At 33.7% G+C, this 19,444-nt stretch carries 13 protein-coding genes; 4 read left to right on the top strand and 9 right to left on the bottom strand.

Going from position 1 to position 19,444, the window contains the following annotated elements; all coding sequences use genetic code 11:
• Positions 1 to 71: 71 nt before the first annotated feature.
• The 4 genes from gmd to LUU93_RS16280 all read right to left on the bottom strand — a co-directional run bounded on the left by gmd (position 72) and on the right by LUU93_RS16280 (position 3,692).
• Entirely contained in the window at positions 72 to 1,196 is a 1,125-nt protein-coding gene (gene gmd, locus LUU93_RS16295; RefSeq protein WP_232682234.1) for a GDP-mannose 4,6-dehydratase, read from the bottom strand.
• A 98-nt stretch (positions 1,197 to 1,294) separates the two neighbouring features.
• Positions 1,295 to 2,245, bottom strand: a complete 951-nt coding sequence (locus LUU93_RS16290) for a GDP-L-fucose synthase family protein (RefSeq protein ID WP_311202636.1) — start codon at positions 2,243 to 2,245, stop codon at positions 1,295 to 1,297.
• An 18-nt stretch (positions 2,246 to 2,263) separates the two neighbouring features.
• The gene (locus tag LUU93_RS16285) at positions 2,264 to 3,268 is read right to left on the bottom strand and encodes a mannose-1-phosphate guanylyltransferase (RefSeq protein WP_232682232.1); all 1,005 of its coding nucleotides are present in this window, start codon (positions 3,266 to 3,268) and stop codon (positions 2,264 to 2,266) included.
• Positions 3,258 to 3,692: an adenylyltransferase/cytidyltransferase family protein gene (locus LUU93_RS16280; protein WP_232682231.1), complete on the bottom strand. Its 435-nt coding sequence runs from the start codon at positions 3,690 to 3,692 to the stop codon at positions 3,258 to 3,260. Before LUU93_RS16280 ends, LUU93_RS16285 begins: the two co-directional genes overlap by 11 nt.
• 563 nt (positions 3,693 to 4,255) lie before the next feature.
• Here LUU93_RS16280 and LUU93_RS16275 point away from each other — a divergent pair.
• Positions 4,256 to 4,723: a UpxY family transcription antiterminator gene (locus LUU93_RS16275; RefSeq protein ID WP_053470229.1), complete on the top strand. Its 468-nt coding sequence runs from the start codon at positions 4,256 to 4,258 to the stop codon at positions 4,721 to 4,723.
• Positions 4,724 to 4,778: 55 nt separating this feature from the next.
• Here LUU93_RS16275 and LUU93_RS16270 read toward each other — a convergent pair whose 3' ends face one another.
• Together LUU93_RS16270 and LUU93_RS16265 are read right to left on the bottom strand one after the other, a co-directional pair.
• Positions 4,779 to 4,982: a helix-turn-helix domain-containing protein gene (locus LUU93_RS16270; RefSeq protein ID WP_053470230.1), complete on the bottom strand. Its 204-nt coding sequence runs from the start codon at positions 4,980 to 4,982 to the stop codon at positions 4,779 to 4,781.
• Positions 4,983 to 5,043: 61 nt separating this feature from the next.
• Positions 5,044 to 5,277: a helix-turn-helix transcriptional regulator gene (locus LUU93_RS16265; RefSeq protein WP_232682230.1), complete on the bottom strand. Its 234-nt coding sequence runs from the start codon at positions 5,275 to 5,277 to the stop codon at positions 5,044 to 5,046.
• Between the two features lie 520 nt (positions 5,278 to 5,797).
• Here LUU93_RS16265 and LUU93_RS16260 point away from each other — a divergent pair.
• Positions 5,798 to 8,638: a fibronectin type III domain-containing protein gene (locus LUU93_RS16260; RefSeq protein WP_232682229.1), complete on the top strand. Its 2,841-nt coding sequence runs from the start codon at positions 5,798 to 5,800 to the stop codon at positions 8,636 to 8,638.
• Positions 8,635 to 9,336: a hypothetical protein gene (locus LUU93_RS16255; RefSeq protein ID WP_232682228.1), complete on the top strand. Its 702-nt coding sequence runs from the start codon at positions 8,635 to 8,637 to the stop codon at positions 9,334 to 9,336. Before LUU93_RS16260 ends, LUU93_RS16255 begins: the two co-directional genes overlap by 4 nt.
• Before the next feature lie 351 nt (positions 9,337 to 9,687).
• Here the strand turns inward: LUU93_RS16255 and LUU93_RS16250 are convergent, their stop codons facing one another.
• The 3 genes from LUU93_RS16250 to LUU93_RS16240 are packed head-to-tail and all read right to left on the bottom strand — an operon-like array spanning position 9,688 to position 13,105.
• The gene (locus LUU93_RS16250) at positions 9,688 to 11,877 is read right to left on the bottom strand and encodes a hypothetical protein (protein ID WP_232682227.1); all 2,190 of its coding nucleotides are present in this window, start codon (positions 11,875 to 11,877) and stop codon (positions 9,688 to 9,690) included.
• Positions 11,874 to 12,611, bottom strand: coding sequence for a DUF8740 domain-containing protein (locus LUU93_RS16245; protein WP_232682226.1), 738 nt, complete (start codon positions 12,609 to 12,611; stop codon positions 11,874 to 11,876). The genes LUU93_RS16250 and LUU93_RS16245 overlap by 4 nt, the downstream gene beginning before the upstream one ends.
• 11 nt (positions 12,612 to 12,622) lie before the next feature.
• Positions 12,623 to 13,105 carry a T9SS type A sorting domain-containing protein gene (locus LUU93_RS16240; protein WP_232682225.1) on the bottom strand — a complete coding sequence of 161 codons (483 nt, stop codon included), beginning with the start codon at positions 13,103 to 13,105 and terminating at the stop codon, positions 12,623 to 12,625.
• Positions 13,106 to 14,077: 972 nt separating this feature from the next.
• On the opposite strand from LUU93_RS16240, the gene LUU93_RS16235 reads away from it, so the two are divergent.
• Positions 14,078 to 19,435, top strand: a complete 5,358-nt coding sequence (locus LUU93_RS16235) for a polyketide synthase (protein ID WP_232682224.1) — start codon at positions 14,078 to 14,080, stop codon at positions 19,433 to 19,435.
• The last annotated feature ends 9 nt before the right edge of the window (positions 19,436 to 19,444 follow it).

Raw genomic sequence — 19,444 nt, 5'->3', positions numbered from 1 at the left:
GCAAGTGAAACGCCTTTTTAAAACTCCTAAAATCTATGTTTCTATGTGTTTAAATTAATCTGCCGTATTCGTTATTCGAAATAATTTAAGATCGTATAACCGTATTCTTTTAAATGCTGTTCTTTCTCCATCAATTTTAAATCAGACTGCATCATTTCTTTTACCAATGCGGGTAAATCATATTTACATTTCCAGCCGAGTTTAGTTCTGGCTTTTGTGGGATCACCTACCAATAAATCTACTTCTGTTGGTCTAAAATAGTTAGCATCGACAGCTAACACTTCTGTACCAAGCGGAATTTGATAATCTGGGTTACTGCAATACTTTACAATTCCTTTTTCTCTTATGCCTTTTCCTTTAAATTCTAATTCAATACCAACTTCGGCAAAACTCATTCGAACAAACTCACGAACTGTAGTTGTTTTTCCTGTAGCAATTACCCAATCTTCGGGTTCATCAGCCTGCAAAATCATCCACATCATTTTTACATAATCTTTTGCATGTCCCCAATCGCGCTGTGCGTCCAGATTTCCTAAGTATAATTTATCCTGCAGTCCTAAGGCTATTCTTGCGGTTGCTCTGGTAATTTTGCGTGTTACAAAAGTTTCTCCGCGAATGGGCGATTCGTGATTAAACAAAATACCATTGCAGGCATACATTCCATAAGCTTCTCTGTAATTTACCGTAATCCAGTACGCGTACATTTTGGCTACTGCATAAGGCGAACGCGGATAAAATGCCGTTGTTTCAGATTGCGGAACTTCCTGTACTTTACCGTACAATTCGGATGTTGATGCCTGATAAATTCGTGTCTTTTTTTCTAACCCCAGCAAACGAACAGCGTCCAGAAGTCGTAAGGTTCCTAAACCATCTGCATTTCCTGTATATTCCGGAGTTTCAAATGAAACAGCTACATGGCTCATCGCAGCCAGATTATAGATTTCATCCGGCTGGATTTCCTGAATAATACGGGTTAAATTGGTACTGTCTGTCATGTCGCCGTAATGCAGAATAAAATTCCTGTTTTCCACATAAGGATCCTGGTATAAATGATCAATTCGGTCTGTATTAAATAAAGAGGTACGTCTTTTTAATCCGTGTACGATATAGCCTTTTTCTAATAAAAATTCACTTAAATAGGCTCCGTCTTGTCCTGTAACTCCTGTGATTAGGGCTGTTTTTTTCAATGGATTCATAATCTAATTGTAAGGCACAAAGGCATTATGCTGCAAAGTCGCAAATTTTATAAAGTCGTAACGATAAAGGGGTTCGGGGTAATTTGAAGGGCAAAAGATCAGTAAACCTTTTGTTTGAAATTTTCAATGTTTTCTAAAAACCAAGAGTAGGTTTTTTGTATTCCTTCTTCGAGTTCAGTTTGGTGTTTCCAGCCAATGCTGTGCATTTTAGAAACATCCATTAATTTTCGTGGTGTGCCGTCGGGTTTGGTATCATCCCAGAGAATATCGCCGGTATGGCCTACAATTTTTTGTACGGCTGCGGCAAGTTCCTTAATTGTTAAGTCTTTTCCAGTTCCAATATTGTACAGGTGTTCCGGAAGTTCGTTTTCGAGAGCAAAAACTACTGCTTCTGCCATATCATCTACAAATAGAAATTCGCGCATGGGTGTTCCTGTTCCCCAAAGTGTTACTACAGCATTATTATTTTCTTTGGCTTCGTGAAACTTACGAATCATGGCGGGCAGAACGTGAGAACTTTTTAAATCAAAATTGTCATGTGTACCGTATAAATTGGTTGGCATCAAGCTCACAAAATCCTTTTGAAATTGTCTGCGGATGGCTTCGCACAATTTTACTCCGGTAATTTTTGCCAAAGCGTACCATTCATTAGTTGGTTCTAAAGGAGCTGTGAGCAAATATTCTTCTTTTAACGGCTGTGGTGCTAATTTTGGATAAATGCAGGAACTTCCTAAAAAAATGAATTTATCTACTGCTAAACGGTGCGCTTCGTTAATGAGGTTGTTTTGAATCAGCATGTTTTCCATTAAAAAATCGTACGGAAAATCATTATTCGCCTTAATCCCTCCCACTTTTGCAGCAGCATCTATAATTACATCGGGTTTTGTTTTTCTGATAAAATCCCGAACGGCTTTCTGTTTTCTTAAATCCAATTCTTTGCTTGAGACTCCAACAAGATTAGTGTAGCCTTTTGCTGTCAGGGTTCTCCAAATGGCGCTTCCCACCATTCCATTATGTCCGGCAATATATATTATGGAATTTTTATTGATCATAGTGTAAATTTTATTTTACAGCAGCGGTGAAGCAATCGATTCTAATTGCTGGTAAACTTGTTTTACTTCCTGAGAATTTTCTTTTTGCAAAACCATCAAAGCATCGGCGGTATAAATCAAAATGCAATTTTTAACGCCTATAAATGTGGTGTGCAATGAAGTTCCTATAACAATATTTCTATTGGCATCGATTGGATGCCCTTTTTGAACCAAATAATCATAAACCGATTCGAAAGAACCAAGATCTGACCAATCAAAATGAGCGGGAACGACTTTAATGTCTTTACTTCGTTCCATAACTGCATAATCGATACTTATAGCAGGAATATTAAGTGACAATTCATAGTTTAAAAAGCCATTATTATTGTTTTCCCAGGCTATTTTTGAAGCTTTAAAAACTTCGGGTTCTTGTTTTTCGATTTCCGCCAAAAACTTTCCTGCTTTAAAACAAAAAAGTCCGCTGTTCCAGAAATAATTTTTCTTTTTAAGATACTTTACCGCCGTTTCAAAATCAGGTTTTTCGTGAAATGCAATTACATTTTCATCCTCAAATTCGATATAACCGTAACCCGTTTCTGGTTTAGCAGGTTCTATGCCAAAGGTTACTAAATAATCCTGATTGGCTAATACAATGGCATGCCATAAAGCATTATTGTATAAATCGCTGCCTTCAATAATATGGTCTGAGGGGGTTATCAATAAAATGTCGTCTGGTTTTGATGCAAATGCGGCAAAGGCAATTGCTGCGGCTGTATTACGGGGGACGGCTTCTACAATATGAGTAAAATGCTTATTTAGTTTTGACATAATTGCATTCGTCATTTTGTAGTTTTCAATATTTCCAACTACTATCATTTTTGTTGAAACATTTTCGTTACGAGCCACTGTTTTTTCAAAAAGTGATTGTCCGTCAAAAAGTTCAAGATATTGTTTTGGAAGTGTTTTTCTGGAAAGAGGCCATAATCTGCTGCCAATTCCGCCGGTTAAAACTACATGAGTAATAGTAGTACTAATTGCCATTAGAATGTATTAAAATTTCTTTTTGATATACTTCGTGACGAAGATTAGTACTCGAAAAACGATGGTCTCTGGTATTAAAATACAACTCGATTCCTTTTTCTTCACAATAAGTTCTTCCGGTAAAATCTTTCTCTTTATATTCATCCCCTAAAATGCGCACATCAATAGTAAAAGATTTCAAAATATCTTCTAAATCCTGTTCTGTTGCATAAGGAACTATTTCATCAACAAACTTGCACGCTTTTAACTGTATATAACGTTCAACAACAGTTTGTGTTGGTTTATTTTTTGTCGGGCGGTTTAATGTTGGATCAGTCTGTAAACCAACAATTAAATAATCACAATTTTGTTTAGCTTCTTCAAGCATTTTTACGTGCCCCGCATGTAACAAATCAAAAGCACTAAAGGTTATTCCAATTTTCATTTTTGTAATGTTTTAAATTAAATAATCAGTTTATTAATGTAGTATTGATCTGTGAAAAATAGTATGAACCAATTTATTAGGGTTTGGGCACTTTTTTAAAATTTTAAAAAAGGGTTCCCCGTGAATAGTTACATTTTACTACTCAAAAAAGAAAAAATAAATTGATATAAAAACTAAATAAATTGTGGCTTTTGACTGTTTTTAAAAGATTTAAAGTGCAGGATAAAAAACCTGAAACTCAAATCAATAATTTCAATCTGAATACAACAATATTTTAAGATAAAATTATGATAATGAGGCTGATAAGAAATTACTTTTTAGTAACTAAATGTCCTTAATAAGGAAAAATTAGCATTAAATCCTTAAATAATTTTCATCTTCGGGAATTAAATTTACATTTAATATTTATGGTGAAATATCTCTTCAAACTGATTAATTTTTGACTATTATCCAACAGAAAATAACTGTTCTCCAAAAAGACAATATTCAGAAAAAATAAATACCAATACAGTTTAGCTAATTTTAAAAACCGGTTTACAATTACAACAAATAAATTAAAGATTATGAAATGGTACGTAGTCTACACAAAACCTAAATGGGAAAAAAGGGCAGCAGAACAATTAACGAAATATAACATTAATTGTTACTGCCCTTTGATTAAAAAAACGCAGCAAAGATCTGACAGGAAAATAAAGGTAGAAGTACCATTATTTAATAATTACATCTTTGTGCAAATACCGGAAAAAGATCGTAACATGGTGTTTTATTCTCCGGGCGTGGTTAGGTATTTATTTTGGTTAGGAAGACACGCAATTGTAAAAGACCAGGAAATCGAAACGATAAAAGAATGGCTTAATTGTGGAGATACTGCTAAAGAAATATCTGTTATGCAGTACCAGATTGGAGATAAAATACATTTGAATTCCGGGCCTTTTTGTGATCAGAATGCCGTAATAAAAGACATTACAAAAACGCATTATGTTTTAATTTTAGAATCTTTGGGATATGTTTTAAAAGTAAAACATAAGTAATAACATAAATAAAAAACAGAGTTCTTATATGCGAACTCTTCTTTATCAAAAAATATTAATTGCTCAATCTGAAAATTTCACTTTTTTTGATTCCTAAAATTTTAACCAGCTTATCCAGCTTTGATAATTTTAGGTCAATCATTCCATTTTCAATTTTTTCATATTTTTTTACACTTATTTCCATCTGAATAGCTACATATTCAGGAGTATGATTATTTTGCAACCGATACTCTTTTATTCTTAAGTAGTAATTTTCCATAACCTTAATTTTTAATTATTTATTTTATCTATTTAAGCTTTGTTACTATTTTCCAGATACTTTATCTGGTTGTCTCATTGAAAAAAACCGAAACATCGAATTTAAATATGAACTCAATTGAGACCTCTAAAACTTTTGAAATTTCAATTAATTTAGATACTGTTAAATCAACGTCACCTCGTTCAATCTTGCCATAACCACTGGTACTCATTTTTAGTTCTGCTGCTACAAACTCTCTGGTTAAATTTTTTAATTCTCTTATTTTTCTAATATTTTCGTATACACTATATTTCATAAAACAAAAAAATATAAATAATCCTTATTTTGAAATTACTATTGTACCTTAAAAAATACAATAGAGTGATAATTTGTTTTTCATTATACTTTGTAAAAAAACTACTATTTTATAATAACTGTTTAATTATTAACAAAGAATAAAGGTAAATGACCGTTTTTATTTATTATTCTTTTTAAATCGTGGTTAAAAATATATATTGTTTTCAGTTTATAATAATAAATCTGTTCAACGGATTTTAAAATCCGATAAAATACAATTTACAGCCTTTTACAGCTATCATATTAGTGTGATTACAGCAAAAAAATTCTCAAAAAAATTGTGCAAACCAGCATTAACATCCGCTTTAAAACCTTGATTATGTAAGATTTATAACAATATTTTTTTTTACACTTTCAAAGTATTGATATGTCTTATCCTATCACTTTTATAACTTATTAAGGGTCGTTTTGATTTTTTGCAAACTTATGTTAGTTGATTGCTTTTTTCATAGGAAACAATCAACTAACTCAATTCATAAATGATAAAAAAAATCAAAAAATTTCTGTTTCTCTTTACATTCATTAGTTCGAGTTTCAATTGTAATGCACAGTTATTTCCAGTTCAGTTAACTCCCGTTTTTAAAAATCCGTACAGCGTTAAAATATCCGACTATGCAACTAGTATGGATACTAAAATGCAGTTAATGATAAACCCGACAGATGTTACAATTTCATATCGACAAGTAAGATTAAAATTGTACATACAAGGAAATGGGATCAATATACAAAGCAGTGATTATATAACAGGACAAAAACCTATTTTTATCAATGGAGGTGAATTTCAGACTTTAACCAATATTGATATTTCTGCCTTATTCAGACTTGAAAACCTGCAGGGAATTACAGCAGCTCAATATGCAAATCCTTTACCGGATGGAATGTATAATTTTTGTTTTGAAATGTATGATTACATCACAAATCAAAAAATATCACAAAAGAGCTGTGCGAGTTTATATCTAATCTTAAATGATCCGCCATTATTAAATACCCCTCAAAAAAACGAGCAAATCGCATCAAGCGACTTCCCGAATATTATGTTTACCTGGACACCACGCCAGATGAATGCCATTAATGTTTCCTATAAATTTGAATTAAAACAGCTTTTAGATCCTTCGCTTGATCCTCAGTTTGCTTTTCAAATGTCACCCATTTTATATGAAGAAACACTTTTTGGAACTGCTTTATTATATAATTTAAATATGCCAATCCTGACTCCGGGGATGCGTTATGCGTGGCGTGTAAGAGCAATATCAACTACCGGGCTTTCAGAAAATGCTATTTTTAAAAATGACGGTTACAGCGAAATTTATTCTTTTAAATATACCCAAAAGTGTAATCCCCCAACATTTGCTTTATCAGAAATTGTAAGTCCAAGTACTGTAAAGATAACTTGGCAGGGAATTCCAGATCATACTAAATATCAGGTTCAATATAGAAAAAAAGCTATTGCAGTAACCAATAAAAGGGGAAAAACAACCGAAAAAACATTTGAATGGTTTTCGACTTACAGTCTTAATAATCAGGTTCTACTAACCAATCTTGAACCTGAAACTATATATGAATTCAGGGTTGGTTCCAGCTGTACAACAGAAGCAGAAGGTGTTCAGAGTTTTACATATTCTAATACAAACACATTTACAATACCTAAAAAGGAAAATGCGATTGCAAGTTATAATTGCGGCATAAAACCAAATTTTAATATCAGTAACCAAAAACCGCTTACGAATTTAATACAAAGCGAAACCTTTACAGCTGGTGATTTTCCGGTAACAATTCTGGAATTAAAAGGTGAAAACAGCCCATATTCAGGACGAGGTTATATCGTTGTGCCTTATCTGGCTGATACTAAAATTGCTGTTGAATTTAACAATATTATAGTCAATACAGATTATCAATTGATAAGCGGAGTTGTTGAAACTAGTTATAATGCAGATTGGGGGAATGTAATTAATGGGAAAGATATATATAGTGATGCAAAGAATGTCGTTGATAAGGTACTTACCTTACTTGATAAAGATGAAGTTTTAGAAAAACAAAAATCGGAAGGTACTATTAACGATACTGAATATGTTGAAGAAAAAAAAGAGATATGGGATGAATTAAATGAAGCAAATACTCAATATAAAGAATTGGCAAAAACAACTGATCTTCCTGAGGATTTACAAAAACGAAGAGATGATTTAGATCCTATTTTTGTTGACTCTGCATCAAATAGTGGTGCAATTAGTGGTAATCAAAATGATGAAAATAAAAAGAAAATACGCGAAGTTTATAATGATGCAGCTGAATTTCATAGAAATAATTGTCAAGATTTAAACGATGGAAAGGTTACTCTCCAAGATTTAGATGATTATAAAATATACTCAACTCCTACAGGAAAAGCACTTGCATTAAAAGGTGCAACAAATTTAGATTTGGAATCTATTTATCCTAATGAAAGCTATCCAGATTTAAAAGTACCAAAAGGAGCTTTAGTAGCTTTTACAAAAGGGAGTTATTCATTTAAAGCAAAATATAAGAAAGAAGCTAATAAATGGAAATTTATTGGTTATTTTAATGGCGAAATTGAATATTTGGATACTGATACAGCTGAATTCAAAAGTAAATATGGAGCAGGAGATAATAGTCATGAAGGTTTTGCATTAGTTTTAGGCACTGGTGCGTCCACAGAACTATCAAAAAGTGTTTTAGTCAGTTTAGGAGAAACTGCTGGGCTTAGTGCTGAAGGGGCTGTAATATTTCGCAGTATTACTGGTACTGCTATGTTAGCATATATTATTATAGAAACTTTTGTTGTTACATCAACAGTAACTTCTGTTTCGGGAGACGTTTTGGATTTACCAGCAACAACTCCAATTGTCCCTATAACTGATAGCTATTTAAAAGACATTCCTGTAGATTTGCCTATAACAATTCCTCACTCAATACCAAAGGAAGATACAGGAGGAACTTGTAAAGTTTATGTAATTTGGAAAGTGGCGACAAACGGAAAAATTTCAGTTGCAAAATACGGGATGACCTGCACAGAAGATTATGATGAAAATTGTAATATGCGACCAGAAAAACAATGTGCTAAATTTGAAAAAGAAAATAATGCTGAGAAAAATAAGTTTTTTTATAATTGGGTAATTAAGGGTGTTTCAAAAGAGATGACTCATATAATAGAAAAGTCTTTAACTGCAAATTACGTAATAGCTAATATGGGAAAAATGCCTTCTCATCATTATCTTCCTTGTTTTATAAAGAAAGACGATTTTGAAGAAAGAGTAGATAGAGCAGTAAAATGGCTAGAAGATAAAATAAAAGAGTTTGGTAAATGAGAAAAAAAATTGAACGGATAAGTATAGCGGATTCTAATATTGTTAGCAATATTGCTAGCAATATTGTCTATTTATTTTGGGAATATATAGGAGATTATTATATGGAAGATATAGATGTTATTGTAATACATCTTACTGTTTCTGATTATGATAAAGATTTTTATATTTTTCCATCAGATAAAAGTCAAACATATAACTTAAAGCATTTGTATGTTAGAATTGATGAAAAATTTTTGTTAAGCTTAAACGATTATGATAAAATAAAATTAGTTTGTGAGATAATTTATAAATCACTTCTGGATCTAGTGACATTTTACTCAGAACCTATTGAACCAATAGTTGAAGCTTATAAAAAAATACAAAAAAATGATTTTTACTTAAAAAAAGAAAAAATATATAAATCAAAAAACAAAAAATATACGTGCTGGTTAGAGCATCGAAATGAATTTACCACCTGTACTTATCGTTTAGGTTTTATGAATGAAGAAAAATTAATTAAGTATTTTATTATTCGATCGAAGGAATACCCCAATTATGAAGAATTAGAGAAAATAGATTACATGAAATGGTTAAAAGCTCCAAGGTTTTTAAAAGTAACAGGCTGGATTAGTAATAATGAATTTGAAATGTATTGGGGGGATGAAGAGAAGTATATTTTTGATGCTAAAAAAGAAGAAGTAAAAGAGTATTATAAATAATGAAAATACAAGATGTTAGATTCCAAAGTAATTGTTTTCAAAAAGAAGTCGACAGACCTTTAAGTCCCCCTGCTCCCGCACGAATCCTTTCGTGTGGTCATATGCAATTTAAATCTAATATTTCTTTCTAGAGGTATTTAATATCTTAAAAATGAATAGAAATTTTAAATTAATATCATTTGAACGTATGCTGTACGTACCACACGAAAGGATTTGTACGGCAGCGGGGGAAAAATATGAAAAGATATTCCAGAACATCACCTTTAAAATGACAATCTAAAATTGAAGAATAAAAAAAGAGGCTCAGATATAAATTAATCTGAACCTCTAATTGTATTATTTCTGTTTTTTTTATTGCGTCACCAATAACTGCGGATACGGAGTTGGTGTTGTATTAATTATCACCGTCGGCACGCCTACTTTTACATTTACTAATAATTTACTTAATGTAGGATTTGCTGATAATGTAGAGTTTACATAAATAGCAGAAGAATCATAATATAGATTCGACGGTTTTGCTACTACTACATTTCCTGCAATTGTTGAATTTAGAATATAATGAAAAGTCGAATTGTACACTACAGGCGCAAACATATTAGAACTGTCTGAAAATTTACATCCTTCAATATAAGTAATCATAGCATTTAAAGTTGCGGCTGATGATGTGTTATTAAAAAAATTAGAACTGTATATCGAAATTGAATTACTGTTGATTACACTCGCTCCGGTATAATTACTAAAATCACAATTGGCAATTACAGGATAATTTTGTGCTCCCATGTCTAAAGCAGTCTGACCTCTGTCGAACTTGCAATCTACCCAGGCATTTAAGTTATTTGGTCGGGTTGCCTTCATTGACATTGCCGTAGTACAATTTATAAACTGACTTTTGTAATACATGGTTTTATCGACATAACTCGATGTGTTATAATCTCCTGCGTATGGTAATAACGGTTCCTGAAAGAAACCTCTGGCACAATTTACAAAACCTAAATACTCAAAAAAGTTATTATCAAGCCCCATAATTTGATACAAGTGAATTCCGTTAGTCTGATCTCTAAAAGTAATAAACCTTAAATTTGCATACGCAATCTGACCAATTCCAACGCCATTTATTTTACCTGCATATATACCCGTGCTGCCGCCTTGCAATGTTAAATAGGCCAGAACAAAATTAGTGTCAGTTCCTGTGTCTAATGTAATTAAAGGGAAATCATCTTTTAAACCTACAATTACCGTTTTTCCGGTTCCCTGCCCAATTATACCATGATTTCCGTCAAGATGAACATTTAAAGTACCGCCTATATAGAATATTCCTTCCGGTAGTTCTGCAATTCCTTTTGTATCAATAAGATTTTGAATATACGCCCTTTGATCTGTTTTTCCGGTTCTTTCCGTTTTCCAGTTCGCACCAAGCGGGTCTGGCAGAGTTTCCCAAGCTGTTCTTGCCCAAGGTGTATATTTTGTTCCTAAAATAGTATTGCTAATAGCAGTTGTAACGGCTGTATTTGTAATGGTACTGGTTTGCTCCGTTCCGTTATATTTTACAGCATTGCTTTTGTCTAAATTTCCCAGTAAATCAAAACCTGTTACAGTTCCGCTTCCTCTTTTGTATGCTCCTTCTCCATCAATTAAAAACATATTGGTTCGGGCCGATATCACATCGTTTGACGTACGCAGGTATTTATTTAAAAAGAATACATTTTGAGCATCAATATCGTAAGATCCTGTTTGAACGGCAGAATAGGCATTACCGCCCCCAAAATCGGTAATTTTTAAATTACCCATATTTTTAGCCGTAAACATTGCTTTTGTACCCAATCCATTTAAATTCCATCCTTCACTGTCTACACCAACAAAAATAGCAGACTGCAATCCGTCAATATCTGTAGCATCGCCAGCCGGGGTTAAATAATTAGAATGTAAATTAACGTTTCCATAGCTTGGCGTTGTGCTATTGCCTTTCATTATTAATTGATTGGAAATTGACTGTGCCTGATGTTTTATAATCTTATTATTTCTAAAATAACCAGATGTACTGCAGTCAAACTTAATCTGTCCGCCAATATTGATCAGCTCATTATTATCTAATTTTGCTCCCGTTGCATTGATATAAACGTATCTTAAAGTTTTAAGGACGCAATTTGTTATAGGTGCACCGGGTTCAAAAGTTACGGTACGGTCTACAAATGAAAGTTGTTCTATGTGTACATTTGTACTTCCGGCTGCGATTTTAATATTAGATATTTTAGATAATGTTGGATGTCCGTATAATCTTTGATTACTTTTCATCACAAGATCTACTCCGGAATAATCTCCTTTTTCCAGACGCACAGAACCATATTGATCTAAAGCAGCCTGAAGCGTCGCTTTTTGCGCAAGCGGCAATAAATGAGCCTCAAAATATTTAATTTCTTCTATTTGATTATTTACACCTGTTGGTGGTTCCGGTATGGTAACCGGAGCTTCTTCAAGAGCATATTGATAGTTTTGTGAAAAAACTGCTGTTGAAAAGAGTAAAAAAAATAGTAACTTTTTCATTGTCCCGATATAATGTAGGAATTTGTGCCTGTTTTTCTAAGAAATCCAAATCTTACGTTTCCGGCAGCACTGGTAAACTTAGCGCTTCCGCTTGCAGTATAGTTTATTGTTACGCCAGAAGATGCCTGTATTGTTAATACCGCACCATTATGAGCTTCTAAATTAATAGTATCTCCTGTTAACATACTCGTAAAATTAGACGTTAAGGTTAAGGTAGATGATGTCGTACACTCTATTGTATTATTTACATCTGTTGTAGTAATGCTTCTGGAAGAAGTAAATGGAATGACTGCCGCTCTTGATGTTGTAGTAGTTGTACCAACTATTCTTTCGGCTGTTTTTGCATGCAATGCATAAGGAACGCTCAAAAGCTGTGTAGTTCCCATAATGTTATAGTTAGCTCCTCCTGTTACATCAACTTGTGTTTCTATAAAATACGGGCCTTTTTCCCATGCAATTGCACTAAAAGTACCTGTAGTAATGTTTCCTGTTCCTATTTCGAGAGAAACTAAACCATTGTTATTTGTAGTTGCAGAATGTGTTTCCTGGTACACAGTAGTTCCTGTCGCACTACCTTGATGTACAATAACCCTAAGGCTTATTTGCGAGTTTGCAACCAGATCATTATTCTGTGATCGAATAATTGCCTGATAACTCATTTTTTCTGGTGATTGTGCATATAACTTAAACGTAACAGTCACAAGCAATAATAGTATAGTAAGCGCAGATTTCATTGTGTTCTTCTTTATTTTTTTAATATTTTAAACGATTGCAAAATTTTGTTGTCTACATATACCACAAGTATATAAAGAGAAGGGCTGAGATTATTTAAACTAACCTGGGTTTCAGTTTGATTAATTTTGTTTTGCTTTAATAGTCTGCCCAGAATGTCATAAAGTTTATAGGATCGATCGCTGCTTTCAAACTCAGTTCCTTTCATGCTTACATTAACAAAATCTGCTGCCGGATTTGGGAAAACTACTATTGATGCTTCAGGTTCTTCAATTTCCGGATTACCCAGAGTTTCATCTGATTCCTGCTGCTGTATTCCCTGGGCTACATTATAAGCAGTTTGTACTCCAATATAGGTATAGAATACTTGTCCGATTGAATACGTTACAGAACCTGAACTTCCGGTTGCGTTACTCCCGGATGGAATTATAGTTTCCATAGTATCATTTGTCTGCGTACTTTGGCTAATCCCCTTAAAGGGAATAAACGCAGTCATGATTATGAGTAGATTAAGGGGTTTTAAATTTAAATACTTCACAGTGCTATAAGGCTTTTAATTTATACTGCAAAAATATTTAATAGCAAAATAAAATCGATATAACGAATTTTATTTCCGATAAACTACACAAAATGTAGTATTTTAATGACTATTTACCTACATCAAAAAAAATGTTTTTCAATAATTTATCGCTTAATATAAATTACTTAAAAAATATCCGACGATATAATTTAAACAGTAACTGTGAAATTAAATATTTTAATTCCAGTATAAACCAGATGATACTTAATTACAACGGTAGTTTATTTCACTAAATTATATCACTAAATCCTTTTTGTTTAATCCATAATTATTAGATGCCCTTATAAAAAAAACTGCATTAAATTAACAGTTATCTTACTGAATACAAGATATTTACAAACAACAAAGCTAAATATTTTTCTATAACAAACCATCACCAAAATAAAGTTTTTCCTTACAAAGGATAAATTGGTCTGAATAAGGAATTATTGACTTTTAAAACATATCCCGGCAGATAAATTAGGCAGTAAATTTATCTCTAAAAAAACTCCATTATTATCAAAGAGAAAATTGCATACACATGATTGATTTAAAAGTGCCTGCTGATTTTAAAATAATTGCCTCATATAATTTAAAATATGCAATTCATCGATAATAATAGCTTTATACAGAAAATGCAAGTATTAGTAAAAAAAAATTACTTTTTTTGATTAACATATTGATTACTAGGACATAAATATAATTTCAATAAATGCCAAATCAATGATTAAAAACTACTTATAATTCTTTCATTTATTTATTAACGAAGCAGGTAATTGTAAATAAGAAATGTAGTCATTTCTCTTTAATGATCTGTAAACCTGGATTTAAGTCGCGTTTTTCTTTAGTTTCACATTAATTGAATCCTATTATTTTGTTCCACTCTAATTTTAATCCACTTAAATTAAAATGAAAAGAGCTAACAACAATAATTTAGACAACGAGGGAAGTTGGACTAAAATGGCGTATCCCCAAAATACGCTGTATGAAATTTTTACAGAGCAGGCAGCTATCTCTCCTAATTCTATAGCACTTGAATTTGAAGATGAACAAGTTAGCTATAAGGAGCTAGTAAAAAAAACAAATCAGCTGGCAAATTACTTTTTGGCTCAGGGTTTATCTCCCGGACAAATTGCTGCCGTATCTATGGAACGGACTCCCAATTTAATTGCTTCTCTTTTAGCTATTTTACAATGCGGTGCTGCATACTTACCATTAGATCCAAAATTTCCGGCAGCACGTTTACAATTTATGCTCGAAGATTCTGGAGCCAGTTTTTTGCTGACAGCAGAATCACTTGCCGATTCGTTGCCCAATTACTCAAAAACTATATTAATCGAAGACGCTTTGTCTTTAATTGACAACTATCCTGTTACACCAACTGCAGTTTCTGTTTCTTACGCTACTGCAGCGTATATAATCTACACTTCGGGATCTACCGGAAAACCTAAAGGGGTAACTGTCACACATAAAAACTTAGTAAACTTCCTGTTCAGTATGGCAATTGAACCAGGAATAAATGCCGAAGATAAATTATTATCGATTACTACAATTTCTTTTGATATTGCCGGTCTCGAATTATTTCTTCCATTGATTAAAGGTGCGGCTGTATTTTTTGCTGATTATGAAACTACTCGTGACGGTCAGCTTTTACTTAATCTTTTACAAAAAAAAGGAATCACAATATTACAGGCTACGCCTACTACATGGCAATTACTTCTTGATTCGGGGTGGGAAACTCCGCTGGCCCTAAAAGCATTATGCGGCGGAGAAGCTATGCCGTTAAATCTGGCACGCCAGCTAATTTCAAAATGTGATTCACTTTGGAATATGTATGGCCCGACAGAAACAACTATTTGGTCGGCTATAAAACAAATTAATGCAGATGATGAACTAATAACTATCGGGTTTCCAATTGCAAATACACAAATTTATTTATTAGATGAAGAAGGAAAAGCCACAGCACCCGGAACAATTGGAGAAATTGTTATAGGCGGCGATGGAGTTGCTCAAGGCTATTGGAACCGCCCGGAACTTACCGCTGAAAAATTCATTTCCAATCCGTTTTCTACTGAACCCGGCTCAGTTCTTTATCGCACCGGAGACTTAGGAAAACTATTGCCAAATGGGGAGTTTCAATGCTTAGGCCGTATAGACCACCAAGTAAAAATAAGGGGGCATCGTATTGAATTAGGCGAAATAGAAGCTGCCTTAAATAGTATTCCTGAAATAAAACAATCAGCCGTAATCGTAAGTAAGTATTTTGGTAACGAAGATAAACTGGTGGCTTATTTAAAATCTGGCGCACAATTACAAGATGAAAAACCAATACATGAAGCACTTTCAAAAATTTTACCCGAAATATTATTACCTTCTAAATACATTTGGGTAGACGAATTTCCAATTACGCCAAATGGAAAAATTGATAAAAAAAACCTGCCTGTTCCTGAACACAGCAGACCGGATTCTGCACCACCGTTCAAAAAACCAAATACCCAATTAGAAAAAGATATTGTAAAGATTTGGAGTGAAGAATTACAAATAGCAAGTATAGGTATCGATGATGATTTTTTTGACATGGGCGGCAATTCTGTACTGGCACAAAAAGTAACTTCTTTAATGAGACAGCGATTATCGCTGGATGTATCTGTTTCAAAAATCTATATTCATCCCACCATTAGGGAACTTGCTGATACTTTAGAAGAAAACAATAATGAAAACAATAATAAAGAAGATTCGTTTGCATTTAAAAAAACGGATAATCAAACCACTTCTGGAGATATTGCAGTGATTGGTATGGCCGGAAGATTTCCCGGTTCTGATACCATAGAGGAATTATGGGAAAATCTAAAAGAGGGAAAAGAAACAATCTCATTATTTACCAAAGAAGAATTAGATCCAAGTTTACCCGAAAGTCTTCGTAAAGACCCATTTTATATAGGTGCCAGAGGAATTTTGCCTTCGGCTAAAACATTTGACGCTCATTTCTTTGGATTAAATCCACAGCTTGCAGCCGCCATGGATCCTCAAATACGCGTGTTTTTAGAAATTTCATTTGAAGCATTAGAACAAGCAGGACATCTTCCTAAACATTATAAAGGAAGCGTAGCTGTATATTCTGGAAGCGAAATCAATACCTATTATGAGAACAATATATTCAACAACAAAGAGCTGAAAAGTTCAGTTGGCGAATTACAAATCTACACCGTAAACGGAAAAGATTTTATTGCTCCGCGTACTTCTTATCATTTAAATTTAAAAGGTCCTTCGGTTAGCATACATTCTGCCTGTTCAACTTCTTTATTAGCTGTAGCCGAAGCCGTAAAAGCTATAAGAACTGGCATGTGCGATATTGCGCTTGCAGGAGGTTCCAGCGTAACTTGTCCTATAAATAGCGGCCATCTTTATGATGACGGATTTATCAAAAGCCCTGATGGATCTACAAGATCTTTTGACGCTTCTGGAAAAGGTACTGTTTTTAGTGACGGTGCCGGAGTTGTTTTACTAAAAAGACTGGAAGAAGCTGAGAAAGATGGAGATATAATATACGGCGTAATTAAAGGAGTTGGCGTAAATAATGACGGAGGAGACAAAGGCAGTTTTATGGCTCCAAGTCCAAGAGGTCAGGCCGGAGCCATAATTAGTGCCTTTAATGATGCCCAGATATCGCCCTCTGCAATCAGCTACATGGAAGCGCACGGAACTGCAACTCCCGTAGGAGATCCAATAGAAATAGAAGGACTTAAAATAGCTTATGGCAAGCAGGAAAAAAACAATTATTGCGCATTAGGTTCTATAAAAAGCAATATGGGACATACCACGGCGGCTGCCGGAGTTGCAGGTTTAATTAAAGTATTATTAGCCATGCGCCATAAGCAGATACCGCCTATGGTTAATTTTCATGAACCAAATCCAAATATAGATTTTGCAAACAGTCCTTTTTACATCAATAATAAATTAATTGAATGGGAAACTGACAGTATAAGAAGAGCCGGCGTGAGTTCTTTTGGAATTGGAAGTACAAATGTTCATGCAATCGTTGAAGAATATACAGCAGAACCTTTACCATCTTCGGCCGGACGGCCGCTGCAGCTATTAATGTGGTCTGCAAAAAGCCAAAACAGCTTGTTAGGTTACGAAAATGCACTGGGGCATTTTATTGATAAATCAAGAAATATCCCTTTAGCAGACATTGCTTATTCATTGAATATTACGAGAGATGATTTTAATCACCGAAGTTTTTTAGTAACGAATTCTACAGATGATGCTGTTGAAAAATTAATTTCTTTAAAAGCAAAAAACACTAAATCCTCAATCTTAAAAAGTATTCCAAGTGAAATGGGATTTCTATTTCCGGGACAAGGAGCTCAGTACCTGCAAATGGGAAAAACACTTTATGATAACGAAAAAGTATATCGTGAGGCAGTAGACAAATGTGCAGAATTGTTAATGGAAGATTTAAAATTAGATATTCGCGAAATACTTTATCCGGAAACCAATTCAACTGAGGCCGAAGCACGCTTAAAAGATACACGTCTAACCCAGCCAAGTTTATTTGTTACAGAATATGCATTGTCTCAGTTATGGATGAGCTGGGGAATAAAACCAACTTTTCTCTGCGGTCATAGTATTGGTGAATTTGCGGCTGCACATTTAGCCGGAATTATAAGTTTAAAAGATGCCTTGCATATCGTTGCAGTTAGAGGCCGATTAATAAGCGAGCTGCCCGGCGGATCAATGTTGGCGGTACGTGTACCAGTAGAAAAATTATATGAACTCATTCCTGATACACTTTCGGTTGCGGCAATAAATTCAAGTCAATTTTGTGTGGCTTCCGGAACGAAAGAAGATATTGCACTATTTAATCAGGAACTTGATGCACAAGACATTCCAAACAAACTGCTTCTTACAAGTCATGCCTTTCACTCTTTTATGATGGAGCCAATTTTAGATTCTTTCAAAAATGAAATAGAAAAAATAAAACTAAGTATTCCCAGACTGCCTATTATTTCAACAGCAACGGGAACCTGGCTTACAGACACTGAAGCCACAAGTCCAACCTATTGGGTTAACCATTTAAAAAACACAGTACGATTTGCAGATGCTATGGATACTGCATTTGAATTAGAAGATTATATATTGTTAGAAGTAGGTCCCGGTCAAACCCTGATTACTCTGGCTCGCCAGCAGGCTGCCGGTAAAGTCATACCCGCTTTTTCCAGCATAAATTTTCCTAAAGAAGAGCAGGACAATGAATATTCGACTTTATTAAATACCGTAGGTGAATTATGGGCTAAAGGCATAACCCCAAATTGGAGTTCTTTCTACAAAGAACAGCAAAGACAAAAAATCGAGTTACCGGGTTATGTTTTTGATCGAAAACCCTGCTGGATTGAGCCATTAAATACTGTTCAAACAACGGTAGTTCAAAAAAATATAATTTCTGATATACCTGTCGTTTCAAATACATCCGCAGCTTCAATAGAAACGGAAAATAGTATTAAAACTAAAGAATCAAGAAAGGATTCTGTACTTGTTAGGATTTCAGAAATTATAAAAGAAGCATCGGGCATAACTTATGATCCTGATTCGGCTTCAAATACTTTCCTGGAACTAGGTTTAGATTCCTTATCGCTGACCCAATTATCAGGAAGGCTAAAAAAAGAATTTGATTTACCTATTACTTTCAGACAACTCAATGAAGGCTTTCCTACTCCATCACTTTTAGCAGATTATATAGATTTAAATCTTCCTGAAGAGAATTCTATTGAGACTAAAGAGAATGAAATTGTTTCTAACCAAACTATTGATCCCCCTGTTTTAACAAATGAGATACCATTATCATCAACTCAAAATCAAGCCTCATTAGAACAAATTGTTCAGCAAATTCAGCTTTTGAGCCAAAAAGTTGACCAATTACAAAATTTTCAAAATTCTTCTGTAAACGGAAATACTTCATACGTCAATTTAAAAGTAAAACATTTCGATGCCCTTAAATTTAATCCTGAAAATCGGGTCGAGACAAACGGAGTTAATGGTGCTCACAAAAAAGAAAAAGCTTTTGATATTTCAAAAATCAATGGCAGCCAGTTATTTGAAACCAATGCTGCAGAAAAAAAATATACCATAATGGCAGATGAACCTCCTGTTCCGGGCAGTAAACTAGGACGGGATGAAAACGGAAATCCGGCATGGTTTATTGAAGATTCTGGTCAAAAAGGAAAATTTACTAAAACGAGGTTATTAGAACCAGATAAACATAATTAATAATTCAAA

It is taken from the genome of Flavobacterium soyae, assembly GCF_021245985.1.
GTDB lineage: Bacteria > Bacteroidota > Bacteroidia > Flavobacteriales > Flavobacteriaceae > Flavobacterium > Flavobacterium soyae.
The sequence above is the reverse complement of the archived record's forward strand: the minus strand, read 5'-3'. Positions and strand labels throughout refer to the sequence as shown.

Bases quoted from the DNA above. Each gene is read 5' to 3' on its own strand.
- gmd (WP_232682234.1), bottom strand. From the start codon at position 1,196: ATGAATCCATTGAAAAAAACAGCCCTAATCACAGGAGTTACAGGACAA.
- LUU93_RS16285 (WP_232682232.1), bottom strand. From the start codon at position 3,268: ATGGCAATTAGTACTACTATTACTCATGTAGTTTTAACCGGCGGAATT.
- LUU93_RS16280 (WP_232682231.1), bottom strand. From the start codon at position 3,692: ATGAAAATTGGAATAACCTTTAGTGCTTTTGATTTGTTACATGCGGGG.
- LUU93_RS16275 (WP_053470229.1), top strand. From the start codon at position 4,256: ATGAAATGGTACGTAGTCTACACAAAACCTAAATGGGAAAAAAGGGCA.
- LUU93_RS16270 (WP_053470230.1), bottom strand. From the start codon at position 4,982: ATGGAAAATTACTACTTAAGAATAAAAGAGTATCGGTTGCAAAATAAT.
- LUU93_RS16265 (WP_232682230.1), bottom strand. From the start codon at position 5,277: ATGAAATATAGTGTATACGAAAATATTAGAAAAATAAGAGAATTAAAA.
- LUU93_RS16260 (WP_232682229.1), top strand. From the start codon at position 5,798: ATGATAAAAAAAATCAAAAAATTTCTGTTTCTCTTTACATTCATTAGT.
- LUU93_RS16255 (WP_232682228.1), top strand. From the start codon at position 8,635: ATGAGAAAAAAAATTGAACGGATAAGTATAGCGGATTCTAATATTGTT.
- LUU93_RS16250 (WP_232682227.1), bottom strand. From the start codon at position 11,877: ATGAAAAAGTTACTATTTTTTTTACTCTTTTCAACAGCAGTTTTTTCA.
- LUU93_RS16245 (WP_232682226.1), bottom strand. From the start codon at position 12,611: ATGAAATCTGCGCTTACTATACTATTATTGCTTGTGACTGTTACGTTT.
- LUU93_RS16240 (WP_232682225.1), bottom strand. From the start codon at position 13,105: ATGACTGCGTTTATTCCCTTTAAGGGGATTAGCCAAAGTACGCAGACA.
- LUU93_RS16235 (WP_232682224.1), top strand. From the start codon at position 14,078: ATGAAAAGAGCTAACAACAATAATTTAGACAACGAGGGAAGTTGGACT.